We start from the raw sequence: 16572 nt of genomic DNA, 5'->3' as shown, positions 1-16572 counted from the left end.
CGATTATTTTGTATCAATTTGAATCCATACCGGAGCATGGTCGCTTGTTTTTTCCCATCCCCGCACATGGCGGTCGACTCCTCCGGAAATTAGTTTTTTTGCCAGTTGCGGACTTAGTAAAAAATGATCAATTCTAAGGCCGGCATCCCGCTCATAAGCCTTTCTGAAATAATCCCAAAAGGTGTAAATTTTCTCATTAGGATATAAAGCTCGAATTGCATCTGTCCATCCTTGTGCTACAATAGCTGCAAAAGCTTTTCTGACTTCTGGTAAAAAAAGAGCGTCGTTTACCCATTTTTCCGGTTTATAAACATCCAGTTCTGTTGGCATTACATTATAATCGCCAACTAATAGTACAGGAACTTTTAAACTCAGCAGCGTTTGTGCACGATCAGCCAAACGATCAAACCATTTTAGTTTATATTCTAATTTTGGTCCCGGAGCAGGATTTCCGTTTGGTAGATAAAGACAAGCAATTACGATTCCGTTAATCAAAGCTTCGATATAACGGCTTTGAATATCCTCATCGTCTCCCGGAAGAACGCGTGTTACTTCTTCAATCTCCATATTACGCGCCAGAATTGCCACGCCATTCCATTGCTTTTGTCCGTGCCAAATCGCATTGTAACCCGCATCATTAATCGCTTTAAGCGGAAAATTATCTTGTGGCGCTTTCAATTCCTGAAGACACACAATATCCGGAGTGGTTTCTTCAAGCCATTTTAGTAATACATTTAAATGTCCGTTGACTCCGTTTACGTTATAAGTAGCTATTTTCATAGTAGATTTAATTAGTTGTACCATTAAATGTACAGCTTTTTGCGTCTTTATATTTACACAAATTCATGTTCTTATTTCAGAAACTGTTTGTTAAAGAATACTTTACGTGGATTTTTTTCTGCGTAAGCAAAAATCAGCTGCACAATGTATTGATTGCTTTTATACGGTGTAGCATAATTTTTTACTTCTGACGGATCCGTAATCGCAACATCTAAAGGAATATATCCCATACCATAAAAATGACCGTTTTCGATCCAGATACAGCTTCGTTCTTGTGATGTTCTTCCTTTTTCTATAATCGCAAAAGTGGGTCTGTTGCTTAATAAAAAATCAATCGCATTGTCGACTTGGTCATTGTGGAGCGAAACATCCGGCAAATCTGTTATGTCTTTATTTTGAAATATTTCTCCGTCTTCAGGTCTTAGATATTTACAAAATCGATAATCAATTTCAAATTGTTCTGCCAAACCCCGCAATATATTGGTGCCTTCGTGAATACTACTGAAATGCTCAATGCAGGACTGAAATTTATTGAGTTTCCCAATTGCGAGATATTTGTATCCGTTGCGGGCTTCGTATTGATACAATCCAAATTTGGGTTCAAAACGTTTTAAAGCTCTATTGTAAGTTGGCCAAAGGTGCTTGATTTCTGTACATTCTAACAGGAGTGCCATTAACTCGTTGCCACAGACTTCAAAAGAAATAGAATGTATATCCCGTAAGAAATGCTGTCTTTGCGGATTAATCTTATGGCCGCTAAAATGAGAAGCGACACGTTTTTTTAAATTGATTGCTTTTCCCACATAGATTACCTTGTTTACCTCATTATAAAAATAATATACACCCGGTTTTTCCGGTAAGTTATTAAAATCTTCAGGCGGAAGATTAGGTGGTAAACGCTGATCTTGAGACGTATTTTTGATCATTTTTTCGATATGGCCTTCATCATCCCATTCGAGTAATTTCGAAAATAATATAGCGGTAGCATCTGCATCACCACCGGCGCGATGTCTGTTTTCTAAAGATATATCCAATGAATTGCAAAGATTTCCTAAGCTATACGATCCCAAACCCGGTCTGATTTTTCTTGCTGCGCGAACCGTACATAATTTTCTGGCTGTCCATTTAAAACCGGCTTGTTCCAATTGATGACGAACGAATGAATAATCAAAGTTGACATTGTGTGCCACGAAAACACGATCAGTAAGCATTTCTAAAACTTTATCTGAAATATCATCGAAGATTGGTGCATTAGCGACCATTTCATTATTAATTCCTGTTAAGGCAAAAATCGAAATGGGTATTTCTTTTTCCGGATTAACAAGTGTTTCATAACGGTCAATCACGTTTTCTCCGTCATGAATGATAATGGCAATTTCGGTAATACGGCTGCCACTGGCATTACCACCGGTGGTTTCGATATCTACTATGGCATATTCTTGCTTTTTCATCTCTTTAATATAACGTAATTTCTTCTTGTGTTATTTAAATGTCTAACAAATAGAAACATAGGTTTTAATTTTTTAATATAAAATCCTTTTATAAAATCATGATTTTCTCACATAGCTATGTGTATTTAGACAAGTGATACGCCTTTTTTATTTTCTTTCAAGCTATGTTTCTATGCGTTTAAAAAATTATGTTCAACGATTTTTAGTTTTGAAATTTCATTCGGTGTCTGGGTAAATTAATTTCATGTGCCTGCGGATAAGGTTTCCGATGCGTAGGACTCACATCTTCCTTGATCAAACGCTGTGTTTTATATTGATCTTTTGCATCCATATAACGCGGATCAGGGATAAAAGGCATCTTGGCCATTTTGGTTATCGTGACCGTTGGAAAATGATAATCGACTTCGACAGTTCCTAACAGCAAATAACAACCTCCTCCCTGAAAAGGGAATTGTGCCAGACAATCCGGAAAATGTGCTGTATCAAAATAAGTACCTTCATGATCGATCCAGGTCCCGAAATACATATTGCCTTTTTTAGTAGGCACTTGTTTTCTTGATATTAAATACGCCAGCATTCGAACCTGTTTTTTATGATGAGCCACTAAATCTTTAGCCATAACATCACCGCGATGTGTGGTTTGAAGCAAATCAAAAACAGTACACGAAACAGGGAAACTCAGTAATTCAATTTCATCAAAAGCATCTTCATATAAAGAACGTTCCAATGTAGGAAGTTTGTATTCTTTAACGGGCTCCTGTAATAACATCAAACTTCTGTTTTCGGGTTTGAAATTATTTAGAAGTAAACTGGCAACAACCAAAAGCTGATTTTTAGTTTTTCCTGTAAAACGAAAAGCATCTATAAAAATCAAAACTTTCATGCTTTCAATCCCAATCGGAATCCGATTAATAAAATCCTCCAAAGAAAGAAAATCACCATTTTTCTCCCGATCCGATTCGATCAAATGAGCCGTTTTAGATTCTAAACTCTGCAAATGCATAAAGCCTAAATAAATATCAGTGCCATAAACCGTAGTCTGATATTCGCTTTTATTGACACATGGATTAAGAACCGTTCCGCCGGACATTCGGGCTTCGTGTACATAAACCTCAGTTCTGTAAAATCCGCCCTGATTATTGATTACCGCTGTCATAAATTCTACAGGATAATTGATCTTGAGATACAAACTCTGGTAACTTTCTACAGCGTAAGAAGCGGAGTGCGCTTTGCAAAACGAGAATCCGGCAAAGGATTCAATCTGGCGATAAATTTCCTGGCTGAGTCCTTCAGGATGTCCTTTCTCGGCACAACAGGCAAAGAAATTATCTTTTACTTTTTGTAAAGCCTCCATAGATCGCCCTTTTCCGGACATGGCGCGACGCAGGATATCACCATCAGGAGCGGGAAGGCCTCCATAATGCTGAGCAATTTTGATCACATCTTCCTGATACACCATAATCCCGTAAGTTTCCCCTAGATGTTCCTTAAACACCTCATGAAAATATTGAAACTGATCCGGATTATTATGACGAAAAATATACTCCTTCATCATTCCGGATTGTGCTACGCCGGGACGAATAATAGAAGAGGCTGCTACGAGAATTTTATAATTATCACAATTCAATCGGCGTAATAATCCGCGCATGGCTGGACTTTCGATATAAAAACAGCCAATGGTTTTGCCTTGCGCCAGGTGAATATTACATACAGCTTCATCTTTAGATATCGAAGTGTCTCGAATATCAACTTTAATTCCTCTGTTTTTCTCTATTAGTTTTACACTATCATCAATATGACCAATACCACGCTGACTTAAAATATCGAATTTTTCAAAACCAATCTCTTCGGCAATGTGCATATCAAAAAGTACGATTGGAAATCCTTTTGGAGGCATTTCTAAAGGTGTATAATTGGTAATCGGTTCTTCAGAAATAATAATACCACAAGCATGCATACTACGCTGATTCGGGTATTTTTTGTTGATCATCATCTTGCTATATTCCTGAACCAGTTTTACGATAGAATTGGTTTCGTGTAATTCTTCAGGATTTTTGGCGAGCATGTCTAATTCTTCTTTCGGAAGACCAAACACTTTTCCAACTTCCCTAAAAATAGAACGGTGTTTGAATTCTACATTGGTTCCGCAAAAAGCCACATGATCACGGCCATATTTATCGAAGATATATTCTAAAATTGTATTGCGTTCTTTCCAGCTCCAATCGATATCAAAATCGGGTGGACTTTTTCTGTTTAAATTCAAAAAGCGTTCGAAATACAAGTCCAGTTCTATCGGGCAGATATCGGTAATTCCCAAGCAATAGGCAATAATACTATTGGCGCCGCTGCCCCGGCCAATGTGCATGAAACCCAAACTATTGCTATGCCGAACAATATCCCAGCTAATTAAGAAATAACCGCTGAATTCTAATTCATCAATTACTTTGAGTTCTTTTTCAACACGTGCTTGTGCCAATTCATGGTTTTCACCATAACGCCAAAGGAAACCTTTGTAAGCGAGTTTGCGTAATAGTGCTATATCACCTTCTCGATTTTCAGTAAAAAACTTCTTGTTTTTAGGCGTTGTAAAATCATATTCAAAATTACAGGAATCGATTATTTGCTCCGTGTTAGCTATAATTTCAGGATAACTTTCATAATAAGGCAGCAGCGATTCTAAAGGCAGCATTTTTTCAGAAGTGCTGCAATAATCGGCTTCTGTCAATTTTGATAAAATAATATTGGTATCAATCGCCCGTAGAATTTTATGGAGATTAAATTCTCTTTTATTGCTAAAAGTTACTGATTGAAGGACAACCATTTTTGCTATTTTATTTTTGTGTTCCGAAGTAAGAAGCCTTAAAACTTCATCCGGACGAATTCCGATAAATTCATTCTCACGAAGAAATTTCGGAGCATTTTCTAAAGTATAAATCACAAAAACCGAATCAAATTCCGGAGCAATTAAAGGTAAAGGTTCTCCGCTAAAATTATGTTCCGTTAAAAAGCGATTCATTTCAGCCAATCCGCTGGTATTTTTAGCTAAACCAATATATCGGAATTGATGATTGCAGCGAAATTCCATTCCCACAAGAGGTTTAATCCCCACTTTGTCACAAGCTCGTATAAAATCATAAATTCCTGTCACAGTATTAATATCCGTAAGTGCCATAGCTTTTACACCAAAAGAAACGGCCTCCTTGATAAGATTATCAAGAGAAATCGTGCCGTAGCGAAGCGAATGAAAAGAATGACAGTTGAGATACATTTATTTGATACGTTTTAAAATTTCATCTTTATTATTAGGTTTAAAATGGGCTCCGGCACAGCGCATTACGGCATCAAAACCATAACGGCTTTTCATTTTATCCATCGCTGCATACAGTGATAACATTTCCTCGGTGTCTTCAAAGAGATCAATTTGATAAGTGCCGCGAACCAATCCGCTAAAGCGAATACCAATCAAACGCAATCGCATACGACGCTGATACACTTTATCAAACAGCTCCATTACATTTTTGGTCAGAATATGATCTGCTGAAGTATAGGCGATTTTACATTGCTTGGTTTCGGTATCAAAATTGGCATAACGTATTTTAACTGTAATAGTTGACGTTAACCATTGCTCAGAGCGTAATTGAAAAGCCAGTTTTTCGACCATGCCAATCAATATCGATTTTAGCATAATAATATCGATTGTGTCCTGAGAAAAAGTATGTTCAGTAGAAATAGATTTTCTTTCTGTATAAGGTTCTACAGGAGTGTGATCAATTCCGTTGGCTTTTTTCCAGATGTCCAGACCGTTTTTACCAATCATTTGCTGTAAAACTTCCGGAGGCATTTCAGATAAAGTCTGAATTTTACGAACGCCAATTCGGGATAAAAGCTGAAAAGTCACATTACCCACCATCGGTATTTTCTGGATCGATAACGGATTTAAAAAAGCCTGTACATTACCTTCCGGAATTTCTAAATTTCCTGTTGGCTTGCCTTCTCCGGTCGCAATTTTAGAAACGGTTTTGTTGACAGATAATGAAAAACTAATAGGTAATCCGGTTTCTTTAATAACCGATTGTGCGAGTTCATCTGTCCATTTATAACTGCCGTGAAATTTATCCATTCCGGTAATATCAAGATAAAATTCATCGATGCTGGCTTTCTCCATTATCGGTGCTTTTTCCTGAATCACCTGCGTAACATCATGTGACAATCGAGAATACAATTCCATATCACCTTTGATGACCTTCGCGTCAGGACAAAGTTTCATTGCCATCTGAATAGGCATGGCTGAGCGTACTCCAAATTTTCGGGCTTCATACGAACAAGAGGCTACAACACCACGATCACCGCCGCCAATAATCAAAGGAATTCCCTTTAATTCTGAGTTGGTCAGCCTCTCGCAGGATACAAAAAAGGTATCCAAATCCATGTGTACAATTGCCCTTGCCATTTCCTTGTTTTTGTATGAAACAAAATTAGTACAGATGATAACATTTTTTTGTATATTTGTTGTTCCAAATTATAACAAATTAATTATGTCCTTATTTTCAGATAACATCAGAGCATTGAGGGTTAAGCATAAAATATCTCAGGAGAAATTAGCTGAAAACCTAAAGATTACCAGAGGAAGATACGTTAAATACGAAGATGGAACGTCCGAGGCACCATACGATATCTTAAAGCAGATTGCCTTATATTTTCATATGAGTATTGATTTAATATTGTCTGTCGACATCCGTAAAATCAATATAGAAAACCTGATAAAATTAGAGGGCAACCGACTTATTTTGCCCATACAAGTAGATAGTTTTGGGGAGAATTATATCGAAATTGTATCTCAAAAAGCAAAAGCGGGTTACCTAAACGGATATGCAGATCCGGAATATATCGAGAGTCTGCAACAAGTTTCCCTTCCGTTTTTAGGCCCGGGAAAACACCGCGGATTTCCTGTAGAAGGTGATTCGATGCCACCACACGAAGACGGATCGATTATTATTGGCCGTTATGTAGAAAGGCTGGGAGAGGTGATGGATGGCAGGACGTATATCCTGATTACCAAAAATGAAGGAATGGTCTACAAACGTCTCAACAAAAATAAAAAGAATGCTTTGGTTCTGGAATCTGATAATCGTTTTTATCCGAATTACGAAGTAAAAGCTTCAGACATTTTAGAAATCTGGGAGTACGAATGCAGCATTGGACGCAGCGATAAACGCCACGAAATGACAGAATCTCAAAGTATGAAAGATTTACTTCTTGAAGTAAAAAGAGAAGTTATGGAGATTAAGAATAATACTTCGAATACTTAAAAAGTTTTTTGCCACTCCCTATAGCTATTGGGATTAACAGATTTGAAAGATTATTTTTCTGCCACGAATTCACGAATTTTAATTTAAATAATTCGTGAATTCGTGGCAGAAAAACTAGACAAAGCCATTCAAAAAAATCCTTTTAATCTTCTTAATCTGTGGCAGATAAAAAAACTAAAAAACCTTCATAAAACCCAACCCGTATTGTTGGCCATTATAAAAAGGTATTATCATAGAAGTTGATTTACTTTCAGTAGATGTTCCGAATAATTTTTTAGTAATATACGGATTCATCCAATAGGCTAGTTTCGTACTCAAAATCCCAATTCCGGCTCCGGCAGCAACATCTGTTAACCAATGACGGTTGTTGTAAATTCTAAATAATCCCGTTCCGGTGGCTACGGCATAACCGGCGATTCCGTACCAAATCGATTTGTCCTTGTATTCCTGCCATAAAAACTCCGCTCCGGCAAAAGCAGTTGCAGTATGTCCTGAAGGAAAAGAGTTATTTGAGCTTCCGTCCGGGCGCTCTTCTTTTACAAGTGATTTTAAACCTAAAACGGTTGTTGCCATAATAGCGTATGAAGTCACAAATATTACCGAACGATCCCGCATATTGTTTTTGCCTTTTACGCCAAAAGCATTCAAAGCATAAACAGATGCCGCAGGCGCATATTGTGAGAAATCATCTATAGTAATTCTCCTGTCAATATCCTCGGTAACTTCATTTTTGATTTGATGATTGAAACTTAAGAGCTGATCACTTTCAATACCAATAACACCATATCCAATCAATACACCTGGAATAATTAATTGTTTGTAATTGAATTTTAAATGAGTTTTTGAAGTACTGTCAATTTTTGTTATGGAATCATTTTGCTGTGCATTTGCACTTAACAAACCGAATAAAAACACCAGAGAAATCGCTTTGTAAAACATCTTTCGTTATTGTTATAAGTTGCAATAATAACGAATGTCCAATCCAAGTATTTTGGACTTAATCTAACCTTAAGTCAATATTAATTTGTTGGTTTTAAAAGAGATAGTTTGATTAAGATTGGCTAAATATTATTTAGTTTTACCACGTTTCAAAATTTCACAGGAAATAAATCTATGCTGCAGGTTTTTATTTTAAATCAATTTTTAACTGCATCTCATTTTTCATGTGTAGCAATACTTCAGCATTTCCTATGGCGTCATCAACAGGATTATGAGTATGTATAGTTTTCCGAAGATGTTTCCATTGAGCATGAGTATCATTTACTAAGCCGCAGTATAAATCACTTATTCTTCTTGATGAATATCCAAAAGGGTTTCTCTTTAGGAAGTGATGAAAATACCAGCAGATAAACATCCAGTCAAACCCATTATTATCGCTAATAAATATTGGTCTTCCTGTTGAATTCTCTTCTATCCATTTTTCGAAATCAAGCATTACATCTTTTGGATTGTCAAACTCTAACGTAGTTTCTCTGTCAAATCCTGAAATTGCTAAAGCTTCCGGAACAAATTTATCAGAAATAGGTCTTAATTTTCCAGAGAAAGTTTTATCTAATTTTTCATTTACAAGCACTGCACCAAAGCATATCATGGAATAATCTCCAGGAATTGGCCCATCTGATTCTATGTCTACAACTATATAGCTCATTTTAATTTATGTAAAATTTTTCTTAAACAAATATAAGTTATTAAATAGAAAATCAAATTCATGCAGGCATAAAAATGTAAAAACTTTAGGTTTAGATTTACAATAATTTTAGGCCTAAGGCTCTTTTTTTAAACCTTCAATGCAAACCAAAAAGTACTCCCCAATCCTAAATTACTTTCAACACCAATAGTCCCATTCTGCGCTTCTATAAATTCTTTGCTAATTGCCAATCCCAATCCCGTTCCTGATTTTTGACTTCCCGGAATCTGAAAATATTTATCGAAAACCTTGTCTTTATATCTCGCGTCAATTCCTTTTCCGGTATCAATCACCTGAAATACAACCTGATTATTTTCATTTTTTAATTTGATGACAATCGTACTTTTTTCAGATGAATAGGTGATGGCATTTGAGAGATAATTAATCAAAACCCAGCCTGTTTTTTCGCTGTCGGCTTTTACATCTTGTAGATTTTCATCGGCATCAATAATAAGCTTGATTTGTTTTTGATCTGCCTGAACTTTTACGGCTTCGGTAGCATAATTTACAATAGCATACGGATTACTTTTTTCGATATTCAACTGAATATTTCCGGTTTCCAATTGTGATAAATTCAGTAATTCACCTGTAATTTTCAACAAACGCTGACTGTCATCTTTAATACTTTCAACCAATTGCTTCTGGTCATCGTTCATGTCGCCGGTTTTAGTATTTTGAAGTAATTGCAGACTCAGTTTTATAGAAGCAATTGGCGTTTTTAATTCGTGCGAAACGGTGGCAATAAAATTGGTTTTGGCAAAATCAAGTTCTTTAAATAAGGTGATATTTCTCAGAATTATTACATCGCCAATATTGATTTCTTTTTCTTCTCCCGTTGGTGTTATCGTAATATTGATCGTTTCTTTATCAAAATAACTTTCTTTTCCGTGAGCGAAAATTTTCATCGGTTGCTTTTTCTGAGAATCAGTTGCTACTTCTTTCAAAATCAAAGACCGAATCAAATCATTCGATAAAGCTAATGTCGAAGCCGATTTCCCGATAACATCCTCAGATTTCATTCCGATTATTTTCAGCGCTTCATCATTCACAAATAAAATAACACCTTCATTATCCAATCCAATAATAGGATCATGCATATTATTGATCAGGGTTTCCAGTCGTTTTTTCTCAAAGAATAATTTGTATAAATTACTATTATTGTATTCCTGAAGTTTTTGCGCCATCGTATTAAAGGATTTTGCCAGATCACCATATTCGTTGTGATTGGTAAAATGCACGCGTTCCGAATAATTTTTATTTGCAATTTCTTTAATACTTTGCGTTAGTTCTTTAATAGGGTTCGCAATATTATTGGGCAGATTAACCAGTAGATTAAAAGCAATCAAAAAACACAAAGTGCCCACAATGGCAATCCATAAATTGGCAGTTTCGGCAGTATGTTTAGCAATATCACTTTTCTGCTTTATGGCATCCAGATTGAGTTTCATAATCGCAAAAATATCTTGTCTGATTTGTGTTTTCAGAACTTCGTCAGAACTGTTTTTTTCTAAAAGAGCAAAGGTTTTTTCCAGACTTGCCGTTGCTTCTTTTTCTCCGGGTTCAGTAACATTCTGAGTCTGTTTTGCAAGATATTCTTTAAAAGTATGCAGCTTGTTATCATTACTCATTTTAGTTTCATCCAAAGACAAAATCATATTTCTGGAATATTCAAGCGTATTATAATTGGCTTTCAGAATATTCTCCGTGTCTGCTTTTATCAAAAAAACAGAATAACCACTCACTAAGGAAAGTATGATAATCATTAAAAATAATAATCCAACTCCCAGATTCAATTTAGTTTTAATTCTCATGATGTTTGTTTTTTTAGTAAAATGTTGTTTGTGAAATGTAAAAATGCTTTTCAAAAAACATTTCACACTTAAGATAAAATAACAAGATCTACATTCGATAAAGACAGACTATTTAGTAAACGTCTGAAAATCGTTGTAGACAAAATTACTTTAAATAAATTCAAATGTGGTTTCCCGATGCATACAGTTGTAATATGTTTTTCTTCTACTGCAATCAAAATTGCATCTGTAATATTTTTATTCTCTATTTTAATGACTTCTGCACCTAATTGCACCGCCAGTTTAAAATTATTAATCAAATGACGTTGCTTGTCCAGTGCGATTTTGGTACTGCTTTCCTTAGGCGTTTCTACATACAATACATACCAGGATCCGTTGTAATAGCTCGCCAAACGTGCTGCTTTCCTGATCACAATTTTAGCTGTTTTATCATTACTGCTAATACAGGCTAAAAGTTTTTCATGTCTCCAGGCATTCAGTTGAGGCACTTCGTTTTCCACCTTTCGAACCACCTGACTGGCTACTTCTTTCAAAGCCAATTCACGCAATTGTAATATTTGATCCGATTTAAAAAAATTTGTCAAAGCCGTCTGAATTTTATCAGCCGTATAAATTTTTCCTTCCTTCAAACGCGCAATCAAATCTTCAGAAGTCAAATCGATATTCACGACTTCATCTGCCAATCGTAGGACATTATCCGGAATGCGTTCCTGAACATCAATACCCGTAATGCGTTTTACATCTTCATTTAAACTCTCAATATGCTGAATATTCACTGCCGAAATTACATTAATTCCTGCTTCCAGAATTTCAAGGACATCCTGCCAGCGTTTTTCGTTTTTGCTTCCTTCAACATTGGTATGCGCCAATTCATCAACAATTACGACTTCAGGTCTAAGATTGATAATCGTCTGCACGTCGAGTTCTTCGAGCTCTTTCCCTTTATAGAAAATGGTTCGCCGTGGAATCACAGGCAAACCAGATAAAAGCTCATGCGTTTCTTTTCGCATATGCGTTTCGATGTAACCAATTTTCACATCAATTCCGTTCTTCAACAACGAATGTGCTTCTTGCAGCATCCGATACGTTTTTCCCACACCGGCGCTCATCCCAATGTAGACCTTAAACTTTCCTTTTCGTGATTTCTGAATTAAATCGAGAAAGTGTTGTGCGTTATTTTCTTTTTCCATTTTTTATGGTGTAAGATGTTTTTTGTGAAATGTAAAATGCTTTTCGCAAATGGCTAGTTACATTTCACAAAAACCTTTTTACTTAATTAAAAACTAATCGCCAATGAAGTCGTTACAAACGTATTGGTATCCGTTGGAAGATTGTCTTTTGTAAATATTTGATCTTTACTCGAAAGATTTCTGGCCTCGATTCTAAACATTACATTATCAGTAACTAAGTAATCAAAGTTAGCCGAAAATCCGTAAGTTTTAAAACCGTTTGGAGTTTCTGTCGCGATAATAACTCCTTTTTCATCACTATAATATTCGCCACGAGCTGCTAACTGAATTTTATCCGTTGGTTTGTATTGCAGAATCAAAACTGGCGAAAACCAAGTGTCATATTTATTACTGTTTTTAGCCGCTTGTTGCGAACCAATATCAAAACCAGCCGTAACATTCGTTTTATCCGTTACCTTAAATTGTCCGTAAAAGTTATTAAAATAGCGCCATTTTTTGTCGATATCCGGTTGCTCATTTCCCACATAAGTACTCCAGTTCAAAACCACTTTGTCAGATGGTTTATAAGTAACCTGAGTTCCAAAAGCAGGCGTATGATTGCCTTCTACTTTCTCAATACGTTGCCAGCCATTTAAATACATTCCGGCTAGGTACCATTCTCCCGACTCAGAGGTATAACCAATTTTAACTCCCGTTTCATAATAAGGAGAGTTTTCAGCCAGAATACTTCTCGTCAAAGTAGGACAATCTTTTCCAATGGCACTTTCAAAACCAATGTGTGCCGGCATAATTCCCGCATCAATCCATAAATTATGGCTTTGCGAAATTTTCACACCCACATTTGCTTCGTATACATTTTTCAGCAAACCTTGTTCAGCGGCCATGTTGTACTCAGCGTAGGTTCCGGCCATTAAAGCAAAATTTCCACGAACATTATCTTTCGAATAATTCACTTTTGCCATACCCAAATTAATATTCACTTCATTACTTTTATTATAATTGTAAAAAAAGCCTGGACGGGTATGATTATCCGGTTTTCCAAAATCATAACTATAATAGGTTTCTACATATCCTGAAAATGTAAATGGACTTTTTGTTTCTTCTTGTGCATGTAAATTGCTAAAACCAAAAGCGATTAAAGCGGTAAGTATTATTTTTTTCATTTTTGTGGTATTCAATTATTTATTAAGTAGATTTTTTAGGAGCTAATCCCGCTATCCGTTTCAATCTTTTACTTTTTAAAGAAAAAAGCAAAAGGATTTCCACTACTATCGGGGCTAGGCCTGTTGGGGTAAAAAAGGGCGTTCATTATCCTAACAGGTTTTAAAAACCTGTTAGGTATTTATTGTAAGATTTGGTCCTTTATTCTAATTTTTCGTCATAGTTTGTCATTTCGACGAAGGAGAAATCTTCGCAAGAAACTCCGCAAAGAATATCAATTGTGTCGATCTGGCAACGGAGATCTTCTTCATCTGTTCGCTATCGCTCGAGTCTCCTTACGTCGAAATGATACAAAATTGACGACAATCTTTGTCATATCTAACAGGTTTTAGAAACCTGTTAGGATAAAAAGTTTAGAACCTTAGCGACTCAGAACCTAAGAACCTTTCTTAGAAAGCTCATCCAGAGCCACATTCAATTCCAACACATTTACCGTTGGCGTTCCCATAACTTTAGGCGTATTGATGTTCGCTTCAACCAAAGCTTTTACTTTGTCTTCAGCTAATTTTCGTTCTTTGGCAACACGTTTTATTTGAACCAAAGCACCTTGTGGAGAAATATTCGGATCTAAACCACTCCCGGAAGCAGTAACCATATCAGCAGGGATTTCTGATTTTCTTAAATAAGGATGAACAATCAGGAAAGTATCAATTCTCTTTTGAACCACAGCCAGATATTCAGCATTACCAGGTCCTTTGTTACTACCACCACTTCCGGCAGCATTATAATCAACAGCCGAAGGTCTTCCCCAGAAATAATTCGACTTATCGAATTTCTGACCTATTTTTTGGTATCCAACCACTTTTCCGTTAACCAAAATAGTTTCTCCTTTCCCATGATTAGGAGCAAATTGAGCAATTCCGTAAATCGCAAGGGGATAAATAACTGCAAACAGAATTACGGTAAGCAGTGTCAATTTTAATAGTGAAAATATTGTTTTCATTGTTTCTAATGTAAAATGTTAGATGTAAAAAGTGATTTGTAAATTGTTATATGTGAGTTTTGATTTAGTCATTTCACATTTTACAAATCACATTTCACTAAATAAAGAAAGTAACCAGTAAATCAATTAATTTAATACCTATAAAAGGAATAATCAATCCGCCTAAACCATAAATCAGCAAGTTTCTTTTTAAGATGGCACTCGCTCCAATAGGTTTATAATCAACACCTCTCAACGCTAGCGGAATCAATATTGGAATGATAATCGCATTAAAAATTACAGCCGATAAAATGGCACTTTCCGGACTGTGCAAATGCATGATATTCAAACCTTGAAGAGCAGGGATTGCCGTAATGAAAAGCGCAGGAACAATCGCAAAATATTTCGCTACGTCATTCGCAATCGAGAAAGTCGTAAGCGTTCCACGAGTCATTAATAACTGTTTTCCAATTTCGATGATCTCAATTAGTTTCGTTGGGTCATTGTCAAGATCGACCATGTTTCCCGCTTCTTTTGCAGCCTGAGTTCCGCTGTTCATGGCAACACCTACATTCGCTTGCGCAAGGGCAGGAGCATCATTGGTTCCGTCACCCATCATGGCAACAAGTTTACCCAGATTCTGTTCGTTTTTGATGTAGTTCATTTTGTCCTCAGGTTTTGCCTCGGCAATAAAATCATCAACACCGGCGGCCTCGGCAATAAACTTAGCTGTAAGAGGATTATCTCCGGTCACCATTACCGTTTTTACACCCATTTTTCTCAAACGGTCAAAACGTTCTTTCATTCCGGTTTTGATGATGTCTTGTAATTCGATAACACCTTGCACCTGATTGTTTTTAACCACCACTAATGGAGTTCCTCCTTTAGACGAAATATCAATTACTTTTTGGGCAGTATCTTCAGGGAAAGTATTTCCAGCCTGAAGTGAAATGTTTTTTGCAGCATCCTGAGCCCCTTTTCTAATATTGGTTCCGTCTTTTAAAATAACTCCGGAAGTTCTCGTTTCAGCGGTAAATTTGATTAAAGTAGCACCTTCAATGGATAATTTATTGGCAGTTTCGGCTCCTGCCAGTTCCACGATACTTTTCCCTTCCGGAGTATCATCTGCTAGTGAACTTAAAACAGCAGATTTTATAAAATCTTCTTCAGAAACGCCTTTTGCAGGATAAAAATTCGTTGCTTTTCTGTTACCAATGGTAATTGTTCCGGTTTTATCCAAAAGCAATACATCAATGTCTCCGGCAGTTTCAACCGCTTTTCCGGATTTTGTAATTACGTTGGCACGCAACGCTCTGTCCATACCTGCAATCCCAATTGCTGATAATAAACCACCAATTGTTGTTGGAATTAAGCATACAAACAAAGCAATAAAAGCCGCAATCGTGATGGGGGCATTTGCATAGTCGGCAAACGGTTTTAGCGTAACGCACACAATCACGAAAATCAGTGTAAATGCGGCTAATAAAATGGTTAAGGCAATTTCGTTTGGTGTTTTCTGGCGGCTTGCACCTTCAACCAGAGCAATCATTTTATCCAGGAAGCTCTCGCCGGGCTCAGAGGTTACAATTACTTTAATTTTGTCTGATAGTACTTTTGTACCTCCCGTTACAGATGATTTATCACCACCGGCTTCCCGAATTACAGGAGCACTTTCTCCCGTAATAGCACTTTCGTCGATAGTCGCTAAACCTTCGATAATTTCACCATCGGTTGCAATTAAATCTCCGGCTTCACAAACGAAAACATCTCCTTTTTTCAATTCAGATGAACTGATGTTTTTGATTTCTCCATTCGGCAAAATTTGTCTGGCAGGAGTTTCTTCCCGCGTTTTTCTTAAACTGTCAGCTTGTGCTTTTCCTCTGGCTTCAGCAATAGCTTCAGCGAAATTGGCAAACAAAAGTGTTGCCAGTAAAATTAAAAACACAATTAAATTATAAGCAAAACTACCCTGATCCTGAGCTCCCATTAAAATGGAAACACAAACAGCAAACATGATAGCAGTTCCTATTTCTACGGTAAACATTACCGGATTTTTAATCATCAATTTTGGATTAAGCTTCACAAAAGATTGCACTAGAGCTTCTTTTACCTGTTTGCTTTCAAACAATGATGTGGATTTATTAGTTGTCATTTTTCTTTGTGTAAAATGTTAGATGTGAAATGTGAAATTTCCTACTTTT

The 16572-nt window shown here is 36.4% G+C and carries 12 protein-coding genes; 1 reads left to right on the top strand and 11 read right to left on the bottom strand.

Going from position 1 to position 16572, the window contains the following annotated elements:
- Positions 1 to 3 precede the first annotated feature (3 nt).
- The 4 genes from xth to dinB form a co-directional block, all read right to left on the bottom strand.
- On the bottom strand, positions 4 to 804 hold the full coding sequence (gene xth, locus ACQY44_RS19915) for an exodeoxyribonuclease III (RefSeq protein ID WP_428232034.1): 801 nt from the start codon (positions 802 to 804) through the stop codon (positions 4 to 6).
- Positions 805 to 851: 47 nt separating this feature from the next.
- Positions 852 to 2231 carry an exonuclease domain-containing protein gene (locus ACQY44_RS19910; protein WP_428232033.1) on the bottom strand — a complete coding sequence of 460 codons (1380 nt, stop codon included), beginning with the start codon at positions 2229 to 2231 and terminating at the stop codon, positions 852 to 854.
- Positions 2232 to 2433: 202 nt separating this feature from the next.
- A complete protein-coding gene (locus ACQY44_RS19905) occupies positions 2434 to 5499 on the bottom strand; it encodes a DNA polymerase III subunit alpha (RefSeq protein ID WP_428232032.1) in 3066 nt (1021 codons plus the stop codon).
- The gene (gene dinB / locus ACQY44_RS19900) at positions 5500 to 6681 is read right to left on the bottom strand and encodes a DNA polymerase IV (RefSeq protein WP_428232031.1); all 1182 of its coding nucleotides are present in this window, start codon (positions 6679 to 6681) and stop codon (positions 5500 to 5502) included. It abuts the gene before it with no gap.
- A gap of 85 nt (positions 6682 to 6766) precedes the next feature.
- Between dinB and ACQY44_RS19895 the strand changes: the two genes are divergently transcribed.
- On the top strand, positions 6767 to 7540 hold the full coding sequence (locus ACQY44_RS19895; protein ID WP_428232030.1) for an XRE family transcriptional regulator: 774 nt from the start codon (positions 6767 to 6769) through the stop codon (positions 7538 to 7540).
- Between the two features lie 174 nt (positions 7541 to 7714).
- On the opposite strand, the gene ACQY44_RS19890 is transcribed toward ACQY44_RS19895, so the two are convergent.
- The 7 genes from ACQY44_RS19890 to kdpB form a co-directional block, all read right to left on the bottom strand.
- Positions 7715 to 8479, bottom strand: coding sequence for a phosphatase PAP2 family protein (locus tag ACQY44_RS19890; RefSeq protein WP_428232029.1), 765 nt, complete (start codon positions 8477 to 8479; stop codon positions 7715 to 7717).
- Positions 8480 to 8666: 187 nt separating this feature from the next.
- Positions 8667 to 9188 (bottom strand): exonuclease, encoded by a 522-nt coding sequence (locus ACQY44_RS19885; RefSeq protein WP_428232028.1) that lies wholly within the window; start codon positions 9186 to 9188, stop codon positions 8667 to 8669.
- A 128-nt stretch (positions 9189 to 9316) separates the two neighbouring features.
- Positions 9317 to 11038, bottom strand: coding sequence for an ATP-binding protein (locus tag ACQY44_RS19880; protein WP_428232027.1), 1722 nt, complete (start codon positions 11036 to 11038; stop codon positions 9317 to 9319).
- 68 nt (positions 11039 to 11106) lie between these two features.
- On the bottom strand, positions 11107 to 12228 hold the full coding sequence (locus tag ACQY44_RS19875) for a sensor protein KdpD (RefSeq protein WP_428232026.1): 1122 nt from the start codon (positions 12226 to 12228) through the stop codon (positions 11107 to 11109).
- An 86-nt stretch (positions 12229 to 12314) separates the two neighbouring features.
- Complete coding sequence (locus tag ACQY44_RS19870; RefSeq protein ID WP_428232025.1) at positions 12315 to 13391, bottom strand: porin; 1077 nt, start codon at positions 13389 to 13391, stop codon at positions 12315 to 12317.
- Positions 13392 to 13825: 434 nt separating this feature from the next.
- On the bottom strand, positions 13826 to 14392 hold the full coding sequence (locus ACQY44_RS19865) for a K(+)-transporting ATPase subunit C (protein ID WP_428232024.1): 567 nt from the start codon (positions 14390 to 14392) through the stop codon (positions 13826 to 13828).
- Between the two features lie 97 nt (positions 14393 to 14489).
- The gene (kdpB, locus tag ACQY44_RS19860; RefSeq protein ID WP_428232023.1) at positions 14490 to 16523 is read right to left on the bottom strand and encodes a potassium-transporting ATPase subunit KdpB; all 2034 of its coding nucleotides are present in this window, start codon (positions 16521 to 16523) and stop codon (positions 14490 to 14492) included.
- Positions 16524 to 16572: the final 49 nt, after the last annotated feature.

Source organism: Flavobacterium sp. (genome assembly GCF_965277525.1).
Lineage (GTDB): Bacteria > Bacteroidota > Bacteroidia > Flavobacteriales > Flavobacteriaceae > Flavobacterium.
This window is presented reverse-complemented; position numbering and strand designations above follow the sequence as displayed.

Excerpts from the sequence above, each read along its gene's own strand:
- ACQY44_RS19890 (WP_428232029.1), bottom strand. The coding sequence starts at position 8,479 with ATGTTTTACAAAGCGATTTCTCTGGTGTTTTTATTCGGTTTGTTAAGT.
- ACQY44_RS19880 (WP_428232027.1), bottom strand. The coding sequence starts at position 11,038 with ATGAGAATTAAAACTAAATTGAATCTGGGAGTTGGATTATTATTTTTA.
- ACQY44_RS19885 (WP_428232028.1), bottom strand. The coding sequence starts at position 9,188 with ATGAGCTATATAGTTGTAGACATAGAATCAGATGGGCCAATTCCTGGA.
- xth (WP_428232034.1), bottom strand. The coding sequence starts at position 804 with ATGGTACAACTAATTAAATCTACTATGAAAATAGCTACTTATAACGTA.
- ACQY44_RS19865 (WP_428232024.1), bottom strand. The coding sequence starts at position 14,392 with ATGAAAACAATATTTTCACTATTAAAATTGACACTGCTTACCGTAATT.
- ACQY44_RS19870 (WP_428232025.1), bottom strand. The coding sequence starts at position 13,391 with ATGAAAAAAATAATACTTACCGCTTTAATCGCTTTTGGTTTTAGCAAT.
- ACQY44_RS19905 (WP_428232032.1), bottom strand. The coding sequence starts at position 5,499 with ATGTATCTCAACTGTCATTCTTTTCATTCGCTTCGCTACGGCACGATT.
- ACQY44_RS19895 (WP_428232030.1), top strand. The coding sequence starts at position 6,767 with ATGTCCTTATTTTCAGATAACATCAGAGCATTGAGGGTTAAGCATAAA.
- ACQY44_RS19875 (WP_428232026.1), bottom strand. The coding sequence starts at position 12,228 with ATGGAAAAAGAAAATAACGCACAACACTTTCTCGATTTAATTCAGAAA.
- ACQY44_RS19910 (WP_428232033.1), bottom strand. The coding sequence starts at position 2,231 with ATGAAAAAGCAAGAATATGCCATAGTAGATATCGAAACCACCGGTGGT.
- dinB (WP_428232031.1), bottom strand. The coding sequence starts at position 6,681 with ATGGCAAGGGCAATTGTACACATGGATTTGGATACCTTTTTTGTATCC.
- kdpB (WP_428232023.1), bottom strand. The coding sequence starts at position 16,523 with ATGACAACTAATAAATCCACATCATTGTTTGAAAGCAAACAGGTAAAA.